At 57.7% G+C, this 18,739-nt stretch carries 16 protein-coding genes; 9 read left to right on the top strand and 7 right to left on the bottom strand.

Annotated elements, in window-relative coordinates:
- Nucleotides 1-86: 86 nt before the first annotated feature.
- The 4 genes from hemW to lepA all read right to left on the bottom strand — a co-directional run bounded on the left by hemW (nt 87) and on the right by lepA (nt 5,788).
- A complete protein-coding gene (gene hemW, locus ACWNMW_RS01850) occupies nt 87-1,358 on the bottom strand; it encodes a radical SAM family heme chaperone HemW (protein WP_449489848.1) in 1,272 nt (423 codons plus the stop codon).
- A complete protein-coding gene (locus tag ACWNMW_RS01855; protein WP_449489849.1) occupies nt 1,355-2,575 on the bottom strand; it encodes an MFS transporter in 1,221 nt (406 codons plus the stop codon). Before ACWNMW_RS01855 ends, hemW begins: the two co-directional genes overlap by 4 nt.
- Before the next feature lie 427 nt (nt 2,576-3,002).
- On the bottom strand, nt 3,003-3,752 hold the full coding sequence (gene trmB, locus ACWNMW_RS01860) for a tRNA (guanosine(46)-N7)-methyltransferase TrmB (RefSeq protein ID WP_295893452.1): 750 nt from the start codon (nt 3,750-3,752) through the stop codon (nt 3,003-3,005).
- Between the two features lie 122 nt (nt 3,753-3,874).
- Nucleotides 3,875-5,788 carry a translation elongation factor 4 gene (lepA, locus tag ACWNMW_RS01865; RefSeq protein ID WP_399540503.1) on the bottom strand — a complete coding sequence of 638 codons (1,914 nt, stop codon included), beginning with the start codon at nt 5,786-5,788 and terminating at the stop codon, nt 3,875-3,877.
- A 236-nt stretch (nt 5,789-6,024) separates the two neighbouring features.
- Here lepA and rpsT point away from each other — a divergent pair, with 236 nt between their 5' ends.
- Entirely contained in the window at nt 6,025-6,288 is a 264-nt protein-coding gene (gene rpsT, locus ACWNMW_RS01870) for a 30S ribosomal protein S20 (protein WP_034502464.1), read from the top strand.
- A gap of 278 nt (nt 6,289-6,566) precedes the next feature.
- Nucleotides 6,567-7,235 (top strand): peptide-methionine (S)-S-oxide reductase MsrA, encoded by a 669-nt coding sequence (gene msrA, locus ACWNMW_RS01875; RefSeq protein ID WP_449489980.1) that lies wholly within the window; start codon nt 6,567-6,569, stop codon nt 7,233-7,235.
- Nucleotides 7,236-7,325: 90 nt separating this feature from the next.
- On the opposite strand, the gene ACWNMW_RS01880 is transcribed toward msrA, so the two are convergent.
- Entirely contained in the window at nt 7,326-8,846 is a 1,521-nt protein-coding gene (locus ACWNMW_RS01880; RefSeq protein WP_314212161.1) for an amino acid permease, read from the bottom strand.
- Nucleotides 8,847-9,091: 245 nt separating this feature from the next.
- Here ACWNMW_RS01880 and ACWNMW_RS01885 point away from each other — a divergent pair, with 245 nt between their 5' ends.
- The 3 genes from ACWNMW_RS01885 (at nt 9,092) to ACWNMW_RS01895 (ending at nt 12,112) form a co-directional block, all read left to right on the top strand.
- Nucleotides 9,092-10,048 (top strand): DUF3824 domain-containing protein, encoded by a 957-nt coding sequence (locus ACWNMW_RS01885; protein WP_449489850.1) that lies wholly within the window; start codon nt 9,092-9,094, stop codon nt 10,046-10,048.
- 125 nt (nt 10,049-10,173) lie between these two features.
- A complete protein-coding gene (locus ACWNMW_RS01890) occupies nt 10,174-11,124 on the top strand; it encodes a hypothetical protein (RefSeq protein ID WP_314212164.1) in 951 nt (316 codons plus the stop codon).
- Between the two features lie 142 nt (nt 11,125-11,266).
- Nucleotides 11,267-12,112 (top strand): hypothetical protein, encoded by an 846-nt coding sequence (locus ACWNMW_RS01895; protein WP_449489851.1) that lies wholly within the window; start codon nt 11,267-11,269, stop codon nt 12,110-12,112.
- A 590-nt stretch (nt 12,113-12,702) separates the two neighbouring features.
- Here the strand turns inward: ACWNMW_RS01895 and ACWNMW_RS01900 are convergent.
- Nucleotides 12,703-12,867 (bottom strand): hypothetical protein, encoded by a 165-nt coding sequence (locus ACWNMW_RS01900; protein ID WP_449489852.1) that lies wholly within the window; start codon nt 12,865-12,867, stop codon nt 12,703-12,705.
- Between ACWNMW_RS01900 and ACWNMW_RS01905 the strand changes: the two genes are divergently transcribed.
- The 4 genes from ACWNMW_RS01905 (at nt 12,860) to ACWNMW_RS01920 (ending at nt 17,990) form a co-directional block, all read left to right on the top strand.
- Nucleotides 12,860-13,174, top strand: coding sequence for a hypothetical protein (locus ACWNMW_RS01905; RefSeq protein ID WP_449489853.1), 315 nt, complete (start codon nt 12,860-12,862; stop codon nt 13,172-13,174). The genes ACWNMW_RS01900 and ACWNMW_RS01905 overlap by 8 nt on opposite strands.
- A gap of 57 nt (nt 13,175-13,231) precedes the next feature.
- The gene (locus tag ACWNMW_RS01910; RefSeq protein ID WP_449489854.1) at nt 13,232-14,236 is read left to right on the top strand and encodes a hypothetical protein; all 1,005 of its coding nucleotides are present in this window, start codon (nt 13,232-13,234) and stop codon (nt 14,234-14,236) included.
- Nucleotides 14,237-14,294: 58 nt separating this feature from the next.
- Entirely contained in the window at nt 14,295-15,365 is a 1,071-nt protein-coding gene (locus ACWNMW_RS01915) for a hypothetical protein (protein ID WP_449489855.1), read from the top strand.
- Nucleotides 15,366-15,434: 69 nt separating this feature from the next.
- Nucleotides 15,435-17,990: a hypothetical protein gene (locus ACWNMW_RS01920; RefSeq protein WP_449489856.1), complete on the top strand. Its 2,556-nt coding sequence runs from the start codon at nt 15,435-15,437 to the stop codon at nt 17,988-17,990.
- Between the two features lie 118 nt (nt 17,991-18,108).
- On the opposite strand, the gene ACWNMW_RS01925 is transcribed toward ACWNMW_RS01920, so the two are convergent.
- Complete coding sequence (locus ACWNMW_RS01925) at nt 18,109-18,726, bottom strand: GNAT family N-acetyltransferase (RefSeq protein WP_449489857.1); 618 nt, start codon at nt 18,724-18,726, stop codon at nt 18,109-18,111.
- Nucleotides 18,727-18,739: the final 13 nt, after the last annotated feature.

Raw genomic sequence — 18,739 nt, forward strand, 5'->3', positions numbered from 1 at the left:
TCTGAAGTCACCGCTCCACACTATGAGGACGTGCCGCTCTATTCCCCGATCAACACTCTTTCCCGCCTAAGTGTGCGGCTCGTAACTCAGTATCCAAGGAGCTCGCGCGTCACGTAGTCAGCTAAAAGCCTGCCCTGGAGAGTCAGAATCGCCCGCCCCTCCTTAGCCGCCTGCGCGTCGATCAGTCCTTTCGAGGCCAGGGGTCCAAGCGCGGCGTAAAAAGCCTCGCGGTCCCCTTCCCCCTCCTCGGGAGCTCGAACGCCTTCGCTGGTGCGCACAGCCAAGAGGATGCGTTCCATTTCTCGCGTCGGCGCGTCGAGGATTTCACCGGCGTGTGCGGGAGAAAGTCCCTCTCGTAGTCTTTGCGCATACGCCGAAGGATGTTTGACGTTCCACCAGCGATAGCGACCGATGTGAGAGTGGGCGCCCGGACCGATCCCCCACCAATCCCAGTCGCGCCAGTAGGCAAGATTATGTTTCGAGGCGTGGCGCAGCTGGGTGGAAACAATTCCTTCTTCGCCCACCTCCCTGCGCGCGAAGTTTGAAATTTCGTACCAGCTGTAGCCGGCCTCGCCGAGGAGACGATCCGCAATTTCGTATTTCGAGGCCTCGTCGTCTGGGTCGGGCATGGGAAGTTGCCCGCGGGCGACCTGCGCGCCCATTTTTGTTCCTTCTTCGATGACAAGGGCGTAGGCGCTGATGTGGTCCGGTTCCATTGCGATCGCTTCTTCAAGCGAGGTCTGCCAGTCCGTCAGGCTTTCTCCGGGGGCTCCGTAGATGAGGTCGACTGAGACGTCCATCCCGAGTCTGCGGGCCGCGCCAACCAACCCGGGCAATTTCGCTGGATCATGACGGCGATCGAGGACGCGCAAGACCTCGGGGACGGCTGATTGCATGCCAAAGGAAACGCGGGTAAAGCCAGCCTTGGCGAGGCGTTCAAGCGCCGCCTCGTCCACGCTTTCGGGGTTCGCTTCTACGGTAATTTCCGCGCCGCGCGCGATCCCAAAGTTCTCACCTACCCCCGCAAGGAGACGTCCAAGAATGTCGGTGGATAAGAGCGTGGGGGTGCCACCACCGAAAAAGATGCTCGAGGCGGGGCGCTGAGGCATACAAGCATCGCTGAGGATTCCTGCTCCCATACGCATTTCAGTAAGGGCGCTTTGGTCGTAGCTCTCTCGATCAGCTCCGGGGCCAAAACCGACGGTGTAGGTATTGAAGTCACAGTAGCCGCAACGAATCTGGCAGAAGGGAACGTGTACGTAGATGGCTAGAGGACGCTTTGCGCATGCTTCGGCAAGTTCAGCTCGGAGACGACCGTATTCATCCCAGGCCTGACCTTCTGGCTGGTGAGGGCTCATTGAGGCTTGGGGGTTGAGGTCGAGCGGGCAACTATTTGGGAGATCACGACGAGGCTTCCTGTCAGGACTGTTAAAAGGATGAAGGGCCACAGCCAGTTAGCCGTCATGTCGTACATGCGCCCCAAAACCCACGGCCCCAAGGCACCAAAGCCGTATCCAATGCTTTGGACAAGGGCAGAAAGCGTGCGGGTTTGAGCCATGTTGGTCGTGCGTTCAATGACCAGCGTAAAGGTAATTGAGAAAAATGCACCTTGGCCAAGTCCCCCGCATGCACTCCACAAAGCCCAGCCTCCCGGCAGAAGGAGCATTCCGATCGGCATGAGAAGCCACGACAGCGAGACCAGTGTGAGGATTGTTGAGGTCTGAGCGCGGATCATTTTCTGGACCGCCATCATGCTCAGCGGCGCAGCAACACCCACGATGTGGTAGATCGATGCCGCAAAACCGGCATCGTTTGGGCCCATCTCAAGCATGTCTGCAAGGATTTTCGGCAGCCATGCTGCGACGCCGAAGTAGCAGAAGGTATTGACAGCGAAGGCGAAAGCCATGAGCCATGCCATGGGCCAGCGATAGATTTCCGAGGCCTTGGCGGGTCCATCCGTTACGACTGAGTCATCCGCGTGAATCGTCCATCCGGCTCTTTGGGCGAAGAAGGGGCGAATTCCCGGGCGATTGAGTGGGTAGATTGCAAGGCAGGCCACGAGCGCGATCAGAGCTGGACCGACTCCCCACACTCCCGCCGCGCCTCGCCAACCAATGTATGCGACCAGCGGGAAGGTGAAAGCGGTCGAAGCTGCAATCATGAGGTCGATCATCGTCGAGTAAACCGCCGTCATGATTCCCGCGCGATGGCGGAAATCGCGACCAATGAGCATAGTGACGACCAGGTTGGAACAGGTCGTTCCGATGCCGATCACACAGGTACCGACAAATAGCGACCAGGTCATACCGAGCGAGCGGAGCACGGCGCCGAAGATCACGATTAACAGTCCCAAACAGACGGCACGATTCAGGCGGATTCTTCGCAGGATAAGCGCGGTAAATGGGGTGAAGAAACCGAAACAGAATACGGGGATTGAGGTCACTAGTCCGGCCTCGGCCGAGGAAAGTCCCAAGTCTCTTTGGATTTCCTCGATGATGGGAGGCAGTGCGGTGATGGTTCCTCTCAGGGATCCAGCGAGGAGCACGAATGCGGACAAAGTGATGAGGATCCACACGAACCTACGCTGAAAATATCGCGCGTAAGCTACCTGTTTCACTGTTCTTTCTTCCTTGATGAATGTGGGATGGATTACACAATGTTTCCATAAAACGCTCAAAAAGAACACTTCGTGTTTTGGTGCGAATACAGCTGTGCCCGTCTTCTCCTCATCGAAGAAGACGGGCACACGTTGCGGACCGAGGCGGGGCTTTCTCGGTTCATCGAGGAAGCCCCGTCCCCGTGCGTTCTGCTAGCAGAACGCATCTCCACTCTTCGCAGATCCGCCTATCGCGAAGAGGAAGCCGGAGTTTCACGCTGAAGTGAAATCTCAATGCACAGTCAGCATATAGAAATTGTCAACCGGGTGAAATACGAACACCCTAAATGTCACCTGTATCTCTTTGCGAAGTGGGAAAACATAGCAAATCCAGCCTTGGATGCGGCTACGCGCTTTCACGCGGAAGCCGGACTCCGACGATGTCGTGCACACGTCGCCCCGCATCGATCCCGCGAGTTTCAAAATGAGTCACAACGCGTCCTTCATAGCGCGGTGCGAAACCACCGCGTTCTGCTTCGGGATCCTCAGGATCGGGCCTTTGCCCCACGTAAGGATTCTCAAAGAGTGGGCAACCTTCGATCACATCTCGCATTTGCCAGGCGTAGTCATCCCAGTCGGTCGCAAGACGCCACACTCCCCCATCGCGGAGCACTCGGGCAACTTGGAGCGCAAACTCACCACTGACGAGTCGGCGCTTGCGGTGGCGCGCTTTCCTCCACGGGTCGGGGAAGAATGTCCAGACCTCGTCAAGGCAGGCATCACCCAGCATGATCGGAAGCGCTTGCGCAACATCGGCCTCGAGGACTCGAATGTTATCGACGCCCGCGTCAACTGCCTTGGAGATCAGCTTGGCGATCCCGGGCACCCACACTTCGAGTGCAAGGTAATCGCGATCGGGGTTGGCCGCTGCCGCGGCTACGATCTGTTCGCCCGTCCCCGAACCAATCTCAAGGGTCAGCGGCGCTTGCCTGCCAAAAAGTTCCTCAGCGTCCAGGTGGAAATCGTCTGCAACAGTCGTGTAGCCAACGCCTCGTCGAGGTTCAATGACATAGCGTCCGGCGTGCGCTTCCCATGTGCGCGCAAGGTTGACGGGGAGTTCACGGCTACGCCGCGTAAAGGACTTCGTCCGGCTCATGAAAACGGTCCCCTCTGGGACGTCTCCGGGTCGGCGGCCGCCTCCCGCGCCTTGACGCGGCTCACCCGCATGAGCAGCGCAAGGCTCTCCCTCAAGCGCGGCCTCATTATGGTCTGCCACGGTCATTTCTTTCCGGTGGGGACGTCGGAGGTCAAAGCAGCGATGAAGGCTTCTTGCGGCACGTCCACGCGGCCGATGGACTTCATGCGCTTTTTACCTTCCTTCTGCTTCTCGAGCAGCTTGCGCTTACGGGTAATATCGCCGCCGTAGCACTTCGCAAGCATGTCCTTGCGCAGAGCCCTGATGTTCTCGCGAGCAATAACGCGGGCGCCGACAGCTGCCTGCACGGGGATTTCGAATTGCTGTCGGGGGATGAGTTCCTTGAGGCGCTTCGTCATGCGCAGACCGTAGGCGTAGGCCTGGTCCTTGTGGACGATCGCACTGAAAGCGTCAACTCGGTCTCCGTTGAGGAGAATATCGACCTTGACGAGGTCAGCGACCTGTTCGCCACTCTCGTGGTAGTCCAGCGAGGCGTAGCCGCGAGTGCGCGATTTGAGGTGGTCAAAGAAGTCGAAGACGATCTCCGCGAGGGGAAGCTGGTAGTGCAGTTCGACGCGATCTTCTGAGAGGTAGTCCATTCCTCGCATGGTTCCACGACGATCTTGGCACAGTTCCATGATCGTTCCTGTGAATTCAGTTGGGGTCAGGATTGTCGCATTCACGACGGGTTCGCGGACTTCGGAGATCTTCCCCTCGGGGAATTCAGAGGGGTTATCGACTTGGACCTCGGTTCCGTCTTCTGCAACGACCTTGTAGACGACGTTGGGTGCGGTTGCGATCAGGTCCAGTTTGAATTCGCGCTCGAGGCGTTCGCGGATAATTTCCAGGTGCAGCAGCCCGAGGAATCCGCACCGGAAGCCGAAGCCCAGGGCCGCGCTGGATTCAGGCTCGAAGGTCAATGCCGCATCGTTGAGCTGGAGGCGTTCCAAAGCGTCGCGCAGATCCGGGAAGTCGGAGCCGTCAACGGGATAAATTCCCGAAAAGACCATGGGGCGCGGGTCGCGATAGCCAGCCAAAGGTTCTTCAGCGCCTCGAACAGCCGAGGTCATGGTGTCACCAACGCGGGACTGACGAACATCCTTCACGCCGGTAATAAGGTAGCCAACTTCGCCAGCAGCAATTCCCGGAGCAGGAGTCGGTTCAGGTGAAATAACACCGATTTCGAGCAGTTCGTGAGTTGCTCCGGTAGACATCATTCGCACGCGTTCGCGAGTGGAGAGCATGCCGTCGACGACTCGGACATAGGTGACGACGCCTCGATACGTGTCGTAGACAGAGTCGAAGATCATCGCACGCGTCGGCCCCTCGGGGTTGCCCGTAGGCGCGGGGATCTGACGAACGATCTCGTCAAGGAGGTCGGGAACACCCTCACCGGTCTTACCGGAGACGCGCAGAACATCATCTGGTTCCACGCCAATGAGTTGAGCGATTTCCTGTGCGTATTTTTCGGGCTGCGCGCCCGGAAGATCGATCTTGTTCAAGACCGGGATGATGGTCAGATCGTTCTCTAAAGCTAGGTAGAGGTTCGCCAAGGTCTGCGCTTCGATCCCCTGGGCGGCATCGACGAGAAGGACTGCACCTTCGCAGGCGGCCAGGGACCTTGAGACCTCGTAGGTGAAGTCGACGTGTCCGGGGGTGTCGATCATATTGAGAGCAAAAGGTTCCCCTTCGAAGGCCCAAGGCATACGCACGGCCTGGCTTTTGATGGTGATGCCACGTTCGCGCTCAATATCCATGCGATCCAGGTATTGGTCGCGCATATCTCGACTTGCAACCACCCCGGTGAGCTGAAGCATACGGTCAGCCAAGGTGGACTTGCCATGATCGATGTGAGCGATGATGCAGAAATTGCGGATGCGTTCCTGCGGGGTGGCCGAGGGCTGAATCAGCTTGGCCTGCTCGGGAGTAGGAATCGGGGACAAACAGGACCTCCGGAAGGATTGTGACGTCTGGTCTATCGTCCCATTAGTAGGCATGGGCATGCCAATTCCACGCCGATAGGGTGTGCGTTCTCACCATTTATCAAGCAGATGTGAGCATTCCGGGGGTCGTTAGGTGCCTATTTTTCTGGTAGAGTTGTCGATCGGACTCCCAGCCTGGTCGGGCAGGGGGTCTGGTTAGAGCCGTTTGCGGGTGTCCCCATGCCCCAGTCCCGGCACTGACACAGCCCTCACCGACCTGTACGTACGAAAGACCAAGGAGTAATCCGACTGTGGCGAACATTAAGTCTCAGATCAAGCGGATCCGCACCAACGAGAAGCGCCGTCAGCGCAACCTGGCTGTCAAGTCTGAACTGAAGACCCTGGTGCGCAGGACTCGCGAAGCCGTCGAGGCTGGCGACAAGGAAGCAGCAATCGAAGCTCTGCGCATTGCATCGCGCAAGCTCGACAAGGCCGTCTCGAAGGGTGTTATTCACCGCAACCAGGCCGCGAACCGCAAGTCCAAGCTTGCCCGTCGCGTCCAGTCGCTCGGCTGATCTAAACGCTTGATGTGGCCCTTGCAGGAAACTGCAGGGGCCACATTTTTATCTGCCGGGGCTTAAGTATCGCCATAGAATACGGGGGACAGATAACCCCATCCATCCACGGCAGAGTGCACCTCGCCCGCCACACACTGAAGGAGCCAAAGATGGCCACTGATCCTTCCCCCACCACCCAGCGCTACGCTGCAGGAGAGCACCAGGCGTGGCCTCGTCTATCGGAGGGGGCAGAGCGCTACTTGGACTCCCCCACTGCGGGCACTCTTCCGGCGGATATGCCGGGTGGCAGGCACCCAATCCTGGCCGAGCTTGAACTTCACCCGGTGAATGGGACGCGCGCAACCGATCCGGTTCCCGACGGATTCGAGGTACTGTACCTTGCCGCCGGTTGTTTCTGGGGTGTGGAGCGTATCTTCTGGCGCCAAAAGGGCGTGTGGGCGACTGCTGTTGGTTACATGGGCGGCGGGAACGCAAACCCGACCTACCGAGAGGTATGCACGGGGCGCACGGGCCACGCCGAGACTGTCGCGGTGGTCTACGATCCCTCCGTGACCGGTGAGGGCGGAGCGAGCCTAATCAAAACTTTCTTCGAAAACCACGATTCCACCCGCCCCAACCGTCATGGGAACGACGTGGGTACGCAGTACCGCAGCGCAATCTGGGTAACGACGCCGAGGCAGGCCGAGGTGGCGTCGCTTCTGCGCGGTGCGTGGGTGGCCGAGTTGGAGCGCGCGATGCCGACAGCCCGCTGTTATACGACGATTGGTGAGGCCGGGGCGTGCTTTGCTCAGTCGGGTGGCCCTTTCTACCTCGCTGAGGACTACCACCAGGCCTACTTGGAGAAGAATCCCGATGGCTATTGCAATCATGGCCCCAATGGTGTGACGTGCCCAGTGGGGATCCTCAATTTGCCCGCACAAGTAAGCGTCGAACCACCGAAGTAGACATTCAAAGACTGCGCAGTCCACTGCGAAAATAGACAATTCGGGGGAGGCAGTTTCTGCCTCCCCCGAACGCCGTTTACCAGCTCACCACTATGCGTTTTCAGGCGTTACGGTGACGCCTTCAACATCCATTTCATCCAAGCTGACGGTGCGATCCTTCTTCACCAGGTGATATCCCAGCCAGATCAGCAAGAAGACCGGAAGTCCGATGTACGAGGAGGCAACTTGCAGAAGCTGTCCGCGGAAGACGGCCTCGTAATTTTGGCCCAGGAGAACGATCAAGCACATGCCAAAGGCGAGGATCGGACCGAAGGGGAAGAAAGGTGCTTTGTAGGGAAGCTCGTCAAGGGAGTGGCCCTGCTTGACATAGGCCCTGCGGAAGCGCCAGTGGCAGGCCGCAATACCCAGCCAGACAATGAATCCGGACAGACCCGAAACATTGAGCAGCCATGTGTACGCGGTATCTTCACTCACCAGTGCGGCAACGAATCCGAGTGCGCCGACGGCGGAGGTGGCCAGCATTGCGTAGATCGGTACGCCGTGACGCGTGACCTTTGCAAAGAAGCGAGGCGCCTGCCCGATGAGTGCCATCGAGTGCAGCATTCGCGTGGAGGCGTAGAGGCCTGAGTTTCCTGCGGAAAGGATTGCGGTCAAGATGACGGCGTTCATGACCGCGGCTGCAGCGGCAACACCCATGCGCTCGAAGACCAGGGTGAAGGGCGAGTAGGCAATGTCTGCAGCGCTGTCACGCAAGAGGTTCGGATCGGTGTAGGGAATCAGTGTTCCGATGATGGCGATTGCGCCAATGTAGAAGAACATGATGCGCCAGAACACGGTCTTGATTGCTCGGGGCACGTCGCGGCGAGGATTAGAGGATTCGCCTGCTGCAACACCGACAAGTTCGGTTCCCTGGAAGGAGAATCCTGCGATCATGAAGACCGAGATGATGGACAAGAATCCGCCGTGGAAGGGAGCATCTCCAGCAGTCCAGTTCTGAACTCCCGGGGAGTCGTTGAAGATCCCGAAGATCATCAGGGTGCCTGAAATCAGGAAGACGATGACGGTGATGACCTTGATCAGGGCGAACCAGAATTCCGCCTCACCATAGACCCGCGCGCTCAGCGCGTTGAGGAAGGTGAGAAGGAAGAGGAAGGAGATTGCCCAGACCCAGGAAGGGACGCTCGGCAACCAGTAGGACATGACAAGTCCCGAGGCGACAAGTTCGGCTGCGACGGTGATCGCCCAGTTGAACCAGTAGTTCCATCCCATCGCGAAGCCGAATGAGGGGCTCACGAAGCGAGTGGCGTAGGTCTGGAACGATCCCGCGACGGGCATGTGTGCGCTCATCTCACCAAGAGATTGCATGAGCAAGAGGACCATGAGGCCGATGACTGCGTAGGCCGCGAGAGCTCCGCCCGGGCCTGCGGTCGAGATTGTTGCGCCCGAGGCGACAAAGAGGCCGGTGCCAATTGCGCCGCCGATAGCGATCATCTGCATGTGGCGTGCTGATAAACCACGCTTGAGTTCCGTGCGCTGGGGCTTGTCCTTGGACTGTACCTGCTGGTCAGTCTCAAGGTTCACTTCCATTGCACGTGGGTTCGGCGTTTCCATGCCGCACTCTCCTATGGTTTATCGGTCCGCGGCCGGACGCCGCCGACTCTGGTTCTCATAGTGTGCCATTGCATGACCTAAGCTTTTCGCTTTGTTTACCTTTTGGACAGGAGTGTGAGCAAAGTTATATGCCTGTTGTGGATCCGCGAGCACACCGCCCGCTCTTCTACACAACATTCAAATTCGTCACGATCTCTTTTAATGCCTATTCTTTGAATAGTCTTACCTTGGACAAAGGAATTGTGATGAAGCAACGCACGCTGGGAACAATCTGCGCACTTGCAATCGCTCTAACTTGCGCTTTGGCAGGAAGCCCTTCTTCTGCCGACCCGTACTACGAGTTAAAAGACAGCTACCAGATCACCTCTCCAACTGAAATTGGACACACTGTCAGCATGATTGACCCCACCGGGCAAACGATCACCAAAGACAAGTGCACGAGCGAACCCGGAGACTACACCCAGGCATACTTCCGGGTGCAAGGGACCAACAGTATTTGCGACCTTGTTCAGGTCATTAAAGATGACGCAGTCAGCGAACGACTAAAGATCGACGGCGCAGAGTTCACTTTTACTTCCATGTCTGCCGTCTTGATCGATAAGACTTTTGAAGGAATGTCCTTTAAGGAAGTCAGCGTGACCTTCCCTAAAGGTTGGGTCGCAAAGACCGCAGACTTTGACGGAAAAATCGATGAGAAACAGACAACCGTCACCTGGACACACATCACCCGAAATGTGACGGTCAAGGGAACCACCAAAGCCGGAGCTTCAGCCACGTCTGAAGCGGCCCCCTCCTCAAGTTCCTCGCCAAGTTCTACCGTTTCTTCCTCTTCAAATAACAACTGGATATTCCTCGCGGTTGCTGTCCTCATCATCATTGGTGGCGGCACCGCAATTTTCTTGGTGCTGCGAGGTCAGAAGAAACCCCACTTAGAGGCCATGCCTGCGCCAGGCACATACCCAGACCCCTTCGCCCAGCAACCTATGCCACAACCGGGGCAATACCCCCTGGACGCTCAATACTTCCCCCCACAGGGCCAAGTTTCCCCGCAGCAGTGGCAGGCAGCACCTCCGCCACAGCCAGAACAGTTCAATCCACAGCCAGAACAGTTCAATCCACAGCAACAACAGTGGCAGCCGCCCGAGCAGGGGCAACAACCTGGGCAGTATCCGCAACAGCCCGGCCAGTACCCGCAGGGCTAACCCCCAAGCCGCGCATTCAGCAACCACTCAGCATTCTGTAATTTAAACGATACACAATTCGTCAGCAGAGTCGATTGTGCCTATTCTTTTATCTGTCTGTCCTCATATACCGAGAAGGAACACTCATGAAGCGACGCTCTCTTGGAGTCATCGGAACTCTGGCGCTTGCCGGCAGCTTTGCCATGGCGACCGGTTCAGCTATTGCAGATCCGAGCATTGACCTCGAAGAAACCTATGAATTCACCTCGACCACATCGGGAAGCTACACCCTGAGCATGATCGACACCAGCGGCAAGCTGATCTCAGAGTCCATGTGCAAGAGTGCGAAGACTGCCGGAGCAACCACGGCTTTCCGCACCAGCGGCTCTTCCCACATCTGCGATGTCAGCCAGTCCTTTAAGAGCAGTGAAATTGATGAGGTCCTTAAGGTCAACGGCAAGGACTTCACTTTCACCTCCCAGACAGAGACTGCTATCTCGCGTCTGTCATCAGTGATGCCCGGCATCACAATGCAGAAGGTCACCGCAAAGTTCTCTGGCGGTATGGTCCCCACAACCGCAGACAACGGCGGCACCATTGACAAGGCGACCGGAACCGTTACGTGGACCGACGTGAGCGATGACGTTTCCGTTAAGGGCACCACCGATGGTTCAGGTGCAGCCTCTGGCAAGTCTTCTTCGGATACCTCCTCCGATAAGAGCAGCACTTCTTCTTCCTCGTCTTCGTCTTCAAGCATGAAGTGGGTTCTTCTTGGCATTTTGGCCGTTGTCGTTATCGGCGGCATCGTTGTCTTCGTCGTCATGAGCAACCGCAAGAAGACTCAGGCACAGCCCATGGGCGCCCCCGGCGCATACCCGGGCGCCTACCCCGGCGCGATGCCTCAGCCCGGACAGTACCCCGCTCCGACCGGCCAGGCTCCCACGGATCCGACGCAGTACCCGCAGCAGGGGCAGTACCCGCAGCAGCCCGCGCAGTATCCGCAGGCTGAGCAGTACCCGCAGCAGGGTCAATACCCCCAGCAGCCGGGTCAGTACCCCGATCAGGGACAGCAGCCCGGACAGTACCCTCAGGCCTGAGTAACTCTCAAACCTGAACAGCCGGTGGGGCGAGCGCGGTCAAAGCGTTCGCCCCACTGTCTTCTCCACCGCTCCCCCACTTCACAGACGCACCAAGCCCGCTCCGGCCTCGGAAATCAACCGCTGAACGGAAGGAATCCTGATGACGCTCTCTCTACTGAAGCGCGCCGCCTCCCTCGCTTGCGCGCTCACTCTTACCGCCGCGCTGAGCGCAACGCCCGCCCACGCTCAGGATCAGGGCGTTCAGATCGAGGAGCAGTATTCACTCTCAGCCTCAGGCTCAATCACGTACCGCTTGAAGATTGTCGACTTAACGAAGACCATCACTCTGGACACGTGCAATTCCCTCTCCCAGGTCATCGAGTGGTCTGAAGTGCACTTTAATGCTGCGCCAGCAGCAAGCAACTGCCAGATCGCTACGCAATACACGCGTGATAAGAATCCTTATGTTGGCACTGACGAAAAAGGGAACTTTGTCTTCGCAGCGAAGAGCATCCAATTGTCGGACCTCAACATCACTTTTCCCGCGGGAACTTCCCTAACAGAGCACGAGTTCCACTTCAGCGCTGATACCGGTCAACTTTCACAGATGAGTCCCGGAGGAAAAGTCAGCGATAGCGTCAAGGGCTTTATTACGTGGAAGGACGATGTTCCTCAGATCGTTGGCGTGGCAGGGACCATCGAGAAAGCGGAAGATTTCCGCACGACTAATCGCGTTGAGTATCAGGGAATCGCCCCCGTCGAGCTTCCCACTGGCCTCGAGGATATTCCGGCGAGGCCCTCGACAACGAGCACGCCTGTGACTCCGGCGACGGGAGCGCTGCCTTATCGCGGAGATCGTGAGACATGTTCATGCCCGAGCTCGAAGTTACTCATCCCATCGATGGTGATCTTGATTATCAGCATCGCGATACTCGCGCGCTCGGCTCGTAAGCGCTCGCGTCCTTCTTCTCCGCCTCCCCTCCCCTCCCCTGGCTTGGGCCAGTAAGCATTGGGAGCGCGCGTGGTTTTTTCATTGCCGAGGCGATTGCTTGCTTATGTCCTGAGTTGCGTGTGCGCGGGAGCTTTTCTTCTTCTTTTCCAGGGGACTCCTGCGCATGCCGTGAATAATCGCGTGACGATTCACGAGTCGTTCGTTTTCTCCAATCAGGGATTTTTGTCATACGAACTGTGGGTTTTTGACTCCTCGGGGACGATCACAGAGGAAAGCTGCAAGGCCCTTCCTCAAGCGCGAAATAATGCCCAGACCAGCTATTCCACTGATCCACAGCGCAAGACGTGCTCGATCAGGGCAACATTCTTCAGATTAAACAACCCTTATGTGGAGGCCAACGAGGATGGATCCTTCACTTTTGTCACGCGTCCCGTTCGCTTTGAGGACTTCAAGGTTTCCTTCCCAGAGGGCACGTCCTATCTGACTCGAGATCTCAGCTTCGGGGGGATCAGCATGAAGATCTCAAAAATGAGCCCTGGTGGCACTGTGAGCGACGGGCCACGAAACAGCGTGAACGTCCGGTGGAGTGGCGATCTTGGCTCTTCCCTTGCGGCTGTTGGCACTTTTTCGCCTGCAGGCGATTTTCACTCGACGAGGCGGGTTTCAAAGCCGGAAGTCGCGCCCGATGAGCTTCCGACAGACCTTGAAGTAGTCGCAACTTCAACACCATCTACGCAAGCGACACCACGCGCCACAAGAACACAGCGTTCTTCTTCGGTTCCACCAACGCATACACCACTGGTGGACATCGACGGTGATGCTCTCATCAAAAAGATCATGGGGCTCAGCGTATTCGTCTTCGCAGCCTTCGGCGTGTACTCCATATGGAACGCGAAACAGCAGCAGGACGCTCAAAAAACCCGTCAGGCCAAAGCGAAAGTCGATGAGCAACTCAGCGATGATCACACGGAGGGAAGCTCTTCGCCTCGTTCCCCCTTCGTTCTTCCTCCCGAAGAGAGAATCCCCACTCCGCCGGAGTCTTCCGCGCAAAGCGGTGTTACGCCAGACGATCCCTCGTCTTCCCCGCGAAGCCGCTTTGCACCACCGACAAACTAGTATTGTTCACACTGAGACGCAGCCGCTTCACGGCCACCTCGCTCAAAGGAGTCATGCATGCACCTGCCACTTCATCGACACACACGCGCCCTTGTCCTTGCATGCGCCTGCGCGCTGACTCTCTTTCTCCCCATCGCTGGGGCTCAGCCCGCACATGCCTTGGACAAAGACATCAGAATCAACGAGGACGTTCGTATTGAGCGCGATGGTCGCACTCAATACAGGCTCACTGTGACCGACGAATCTCAGACGATCACTGAGGATACGTGTACTGCTCTGCCATTTGTCCAGGAGTGGTCAATCGTCGATTTTTCGACAAGTAAGTACTACAGCCGTTGTGAGATCACGACGGACTTCAATCGTCACGTCAATCCTTATATCGGCGTCGATAGCAACGGAAAGGTTACTTTTGCTGCAAAGCAAGTCACTCTTGACGATCTGGGACTCACTTTTCCAAATGACGCCTCGATTACTTCCCGCCGTTTTTCTCTGAGCGGTACTTATTTCCGAGGAACAAAAGCAACCCCGGGTGCGGCTCTCGATCGAAGCGAATACTCCGACACCGTTACCTGGGAAAATGCACCAGCACTAGTTCTTGGCGCAGAGGGAACCCTCGAGCAGAATGATTATTTCCGCACCCAAGAACGCAAAGAGCACAAGGGCATAGCTGCTGCCGACATGCCGACCGATCTTCAAGCGCTCCAGACCTCTTCTTCCCCACGCCCTACGTGGCGTGCCACCGGCGCCCTTCCTACCCCATCCCTCCTCACAAGTTCTATTGGTAAGTACTTCATGTTCGGCATCATTGTCATCGTATTTGGGGCGATTGGCCTAGTGAGGAGGGCGAATAAGAAGCGCCGCGAGCGAGAGAGCAGTGGTTTCGTCATCCCCACCGCGTATCAGCCGAGTATGCCTACTTCCGCTTCGCAGACGAAGAATCCCTTCACTCTTTCAGCAGACGAGGTTTCTACTCCTTCTGCCGAGCACTCAACTCCTTCTGCCGTTGAGCCCTCTTCGTCAACTCAGGGGCCGACGAACCCCTACGCACCACCATCGAACTAAACGCACGCCGCTGGGGCACAGCCTCGGTAATCTGACGCTACCGGACGAGGAATCACCATTGCAGGTCTTACGACGAGAAACGAAAACCCTTTTCCTTGCATGCATGTGCATGCTGAGCATTGTCGGCGGGATACTTGGCGCCTCCCCGGCACACGCCGCGCGAAACGAGGTCGATCTTTCCGAGTACTTCTTTGTTGGCACATCGAGTGTGAGCTACTCGGTCTATATCAGCGATTATTCCAAGACTCTCGATCAGAAAGCATGCGAAGCAGTACCCCAGGTAACGGAATGGTCCGAAGTGCACTTTGAGGCGGGAACTTACTCGAATGATTGCAGAATTACAACAAAGTTCAATCGTTTTGTTAATCCTTATATCGAGATCGATGACCAAGGAAACCTTACTTTCGCCGCAAAACTCCTGAAACTTGAGGAGCTCAATCTAGGGCTTCCCAGTGACGTCAAACTGACGCGCCATGACGCATACCTGCAGGGGAGCTACCTGACCATTTCAGAACTCAGCCCGGGAGCAGTACTGGACGAAGACGATAGCTCTGCTGACGAAGCGAAGTGGATGAGCACATCGGAAACACTGATCGGCGCGAAGGGAAGCGTGCAGATGTTCAGCGACTTCCACGCAATCGAGCGCAAAGCAATGAACGGTGTCGTTCCCGCCGATCTTCCTTCTGATCTCGAGGCAGTAGTACACACCCGCTCCATCACGCCCTATACCCCATCCCCCAGCCCCACTGCTTACCGACCTGCACGCGGGATCGGGACGATTATCAAGATCATTCTGGTTCCGGTTGTCTGTCTCTTCTTAATCATCGGCGTTCCCATGATCATGCGCGCAAACAGCAGGAGAAAGGAACGCGAACAGCGAGGTTTCGCAGTTCCGCTGAGTTACCAAAGTGGGACAGGTTTTTCCGGCTCGCTAACTCCCGGAGACACCGGGCAAAATCCCTTCAAACTTTCAGATGATTTTCATGTGGAAGATGCGCCTGTTGTGCCCTCCGTTCAGGATTATTCACCACCCGCGCAGCCCTCGTCTTCATCGGCCAAAAGTGAGATTTTCCCCGGGGATTCCCAGACAGAACAGGGGAAAAACCCCTTTGCCCCGCCCTCGGAATAACTGTTTTTGCGCACCCCTCACAATTCGATATGCTTGAAATAGCGTGATTCACTTTCAAAGGATGCCTCAATGAAGCGTTTGTATTCGACAGCGGCCACACTCTTGCTTGCAGGAGCATTGGTGCTCCCTACTGCAACAACTGCGCAGGCCGCAGATTCAGACTTGACTGTCTCGGTGACATTGAGCGTCTACAACAAGGGAAGCGTCGGACACGCGCTTGAAGTGTATGACCGCACGAAGCAGATCGACGAAGGTAAGTGCAAGTCATTTTCAAATGGGAATAATGACTACCGCATCGAGTTCGCCCAGGGTGATAACTTCACTCGTTGCTCAATCTTCCCGCCTTTCGAAGGCCCCGAAAATGCAGGAAAGTACTATTCGCTTGATGACAAGGGTGAGTTTATTTTTGTCTATTCAAGCGAACAGTTGATGCAGGAAACAGAATTCCTCGGCCGCCCGCGCGACATTGGCTATATCAGCATCCGCCCTCTGGTTTTTGACCTTGATTCCGCATCTGCAGGGGCAAAGTTCACCGACTTCTGGGCTGATCAGCGAGGCGATTCAAAATACTCCCCCACCGGACAGATTGTTCTGTGGAATAAGCCTGATGGAAAGGTCGCCGTCCACGGGAAGAAGACTGATGCTTACCAGGGCAATGCGACAGTCGCCGCACAGTACGGTACGCCGGTTCCCTCTTTTGAGCCTCTGACACCGGCGCCGACGGATCCTGCTGCACCCGACCGTAACCGCACTGCTGCTGCAGCAAAGTCAGGCTCTCTCATCGGTTCAATTTCTTCAACCACATGGATCATCATTGCAGCAGTTGCTGGCGGCCTTGTTGTTCTTACAGGAATTGCCATCTTTGTTCTCCGCGGTCGTTCGCGAAAGGCAGATTCGACTGCAAAGTCTCAGCGTCAGCAGGCGCGTGAAGAGGCCCGCGCAGCGAAGCGTCAAGCTCGCGAGGATCGCAAGCGCGCGAAGGGTGGGGCCACTGCATCCGCACCTATGTCGCAGGGAGCTCTTCCTCTCGGTGGTTCTACCCAGGCAGCACCAGCACCTACGGCCCCCGGGGCAACGCCTGGCACTGCAGCTTCAATGCCTATTGCGACTCCCGTCAGAGGAGTTCGTGCTCCCTCTGGTGCATCTTCAACGCCTACTTCCGCAGCATCGACGCCTGTCCAACCGCAGGTTCCTCAGGCTCAACGCGCTCAGGCGTCCGCTCCGCACACTCCGCTTCAGCCGGCCCAGCAGGCGTACAAGCCAGCTCACGCGCCGGCCTCGTCGCAGGAACACACTCCGGAACCCTCTCAAACAGAGGCTGGCGTCCCGTCATTCGCTGCGGCTCAAATCCCCGCGCAGGCAGAGGCGCGTCATGCGTCCACAGAGCCCGAGCAGCCGGTTGCAGCTGTAGCCCCGGCTACCGTGCCAAACGATGAGCCGGCACCAGTTGTAGAATCCGCACTGCCTGAGATGAGCGAGCCGGAAGCGGCTCCTCAGGAACCGCAGGCCGAGGCCTTCGCGCCCACACAGGCGGAAGAGGCTGCACCTGCAGAAGAAGCTGCACCGGTCGAAGAGACTGTTCCCGCACAAGCACACGACGAGGCTGAACAAGCGCAGCCTAAACCTCAGGCTCAGGCCGATTCGGCGCCCGTTTCCAGTCCGGCACCGGCAGCGGCACCGGCACAAGAACCGCAGCTTTACTCTCAGCAAGGCGCGCAAGCACCCGTGGCACAGCCTCAGGCTCAGCCTCAGCACGCTCCGGCGCCCACGCCGCTTCCGCAGTATCAGCCTGCGCCCACGCCACAGGTCCAGCCACAGGCACCCGCTCCTGCACCTGCTCCGGCACCAACGCCGTACGTACAGCAGCCTCGGCCCGGCTACACGCCGATGGCCTCGCAGCAGCCCGCGCAAGCTCCCCAGCAGTGGGGTCAACAACCGCAGTACGGCGCAGCCCCCATGCAGCAGCAACCGCAGCAACAGCAATGGGGACAGCCTCTGCCCCCGCAGCAGACCAGGCAAAGCCAGCGACAGAGCTACGTTCCGCTTCCTGGCCAGCAACCAACGGCTGCACCGCAACAGTGGGGCCAGCCTCTGCCTCCGCAGCAGGGAGCCGGCTATGGCCAGCAGGGATATGCTCCTGCTCCCCGACAGTGGGGTCCCTCGTACGTTCCCCCGGCACCTGCTCAGCAACCTGCCCCTGCGCCTCAGTGGGGTCAGCGGCCGCAGCAAGGCCAGCCCGCACAACAGTGGGGCCAGCCCAACGGTGCCGTGCCCCCGCAGGGTCAGCAAGGTGGCCAGCAGTGGGGCCAGCAGCAGTACGGAGCCGCTCCCCAACAAGGACAACAACAGTGGGGGCAGCAGCAGGGTATGCAAGGCGACCAGTGGCGGCAGTATGCCGGCCAGTCCGGTCAGCCCACGCAGCAGGGGCAACCCGCACAGCAATGGGGCCAGCAACCACAGCAAGGCCAGCCCACACAACAGTGGGGCCAACAGCCCAATGGTGCCGCGCCCCAGCAGGGCCAGCAAGGTGGCCAGCAGTGGCAGCCTCCGCAGCAAGGCGGACAGCCCAATCAGCAGGGCCAGCAGCCTAATCCTTGGGGACAACAGGGACCCGCGCAGCAATAACGAGCTGGATCTCGATAGATAGTTTGGGGGTTTGGTATCACCTGATACCAAGCCCCCAAACTCATCGTCGAAACCTCAGGTGCGTTCTTCCCTCCAATTCGAACGCGCCAGCGGGTATCTACTCGACGACCTTCTCAAAAGACCACACGGGCACCTCGTTCCCGTCTAAAGAAACCGAGTGCTCCCCCACGACTCGGTATCCAGCCGAGGAATAGAAGCGCGCATTCGTGGGAGTGCAGGTAATGAATGCGAGGCGTCCACTTCCGTGGGAGCGCACGTATCCTTCGATTCCTTTCTCAAGGAAGCGCCGACCGATTCCCTGATGTTGGCGTGAAGGATCGACGGCAATAACGGTCAGGAACCAATCGAAATCGGATTCGCGACGCACTACGCTATCTGCGGCCTCGGTAAAGGCAAAGAAACGCACGAGGCGATCAAAGCGCATATAGCCCAGGAGCGGCCTGCAGTAGCGAAGGTATTCAAGCAGCCCGGGCGGGCGATGATTCAGGAGGGCAACTCCAAGGATTTCACCCTGGTCTTCAAGGACCAGAACTGTGTGATAACGCGCGAATACATGAATCATGACGGCGTGGACATCGCGAATCCAGTTGGGGAATTCCTCCGGATCGGCCAGTAGTCCCTTCACTGCTGTGTGAAGGGGGTAATTCTCGAAGGCAGCACCCGCGATTTCAGCGAGCTTATCGATGTGCTCTGGGCGTGCAGAGTAAACGTGCATGGCCTTCCCTGTT

It is taken from the genome of Actinomyces sp. Marseille-QA0893, from assembly GCF_976954355.1.

Excerpts from the sequence above, each read along its gene's own strand:
- ACWNMW_RS01885 (WP_449489850.1), top strand. The coding sequence starts at position 9,092 with ATGAAGCAACGCACGCTGGGAACAATCTGCGCACTTGCAATCGCTCTA.
- ACWNMW_RS01910 (WP_449489854.1), top strand. The coding sequence starts at position 13,232 with ATGCACCTGCCACTTCATCGACACACACGCGCCCTTGTCCTTGCATGC.
- ACWNMW_RS01920 (WP_449489856.1), top strand. The coding sequence starts at position 15,435 with ATGAAGCGTTTGTATTCGACAGCGGCCACACTCTTGCTTGCAGGAGCA.
- msrA (WP_449489980.1), top strand. The coding sequence starts at position 6,567 with ATGCCGGGTGGCAGGCACCCAATCCTGGCCGAGCTTGAACTTCACCCG.
- ACWNMW_RS01895 (WP_449489851.1), top strand. The coding sequence starts at position 11,267 with ATGACGCTCTCTCTACTGAAGCGCGCCGCCTCCCTCGCTTGCGCGCTC.
- hemW (WP_449489848.1), bottom strand. The coding sequence starts at position 1,358 with ATGAGCCCTCACCAGCCAGAAGGTCAGGCCTGGGATGAATACGGTCGT.
- lepA (WP_399540503.1), bottom strand. The coding sequence starts at position 5,788 with ATGCCTACTAATGGGACGATAGACCAGACGTCACAATCCTTCCGGAGG.
- ACWNMW_RS01890 (WP_314212164.1), top strand. The coding sequence starts at position 10,174 with ATGAAGCGACGCTCTCTTGGAGTCATCGGAACTCTGGCGCTTGCCGGC.
- ACWNMW_RS01900 (WP_449489852.1), bottom strand. The coding sequence starts at position 12,867 with ATGTCCACCAGTGGTGTATGCGTTGGTGGAACCGAAGAAGAACGCTGT.
- ACWNMW_RS01925 (WP_449489857.1), bottom strand. The coding sequence starts at position 18,726 with ATGCACGTTTACTCTGCACGCCCAGAGCACATCGATAAGCTCGCTGAA.
- trmB (WP_295893452.1), bottom strand. The coding sequence starts at position 3,752 with ATGAGCCGGACGAAGTCCTTTACGCGGCGTAGCCGTGAACTCCCCGTC.
- ACWNMW_RS01880 (WP_314212161.1), bottom strand. The coding sequence starts at position 8,846 with ATGGAAACGCCGAACCCACGTGCAATGGAAGTGAACCTTGAGACTGAC.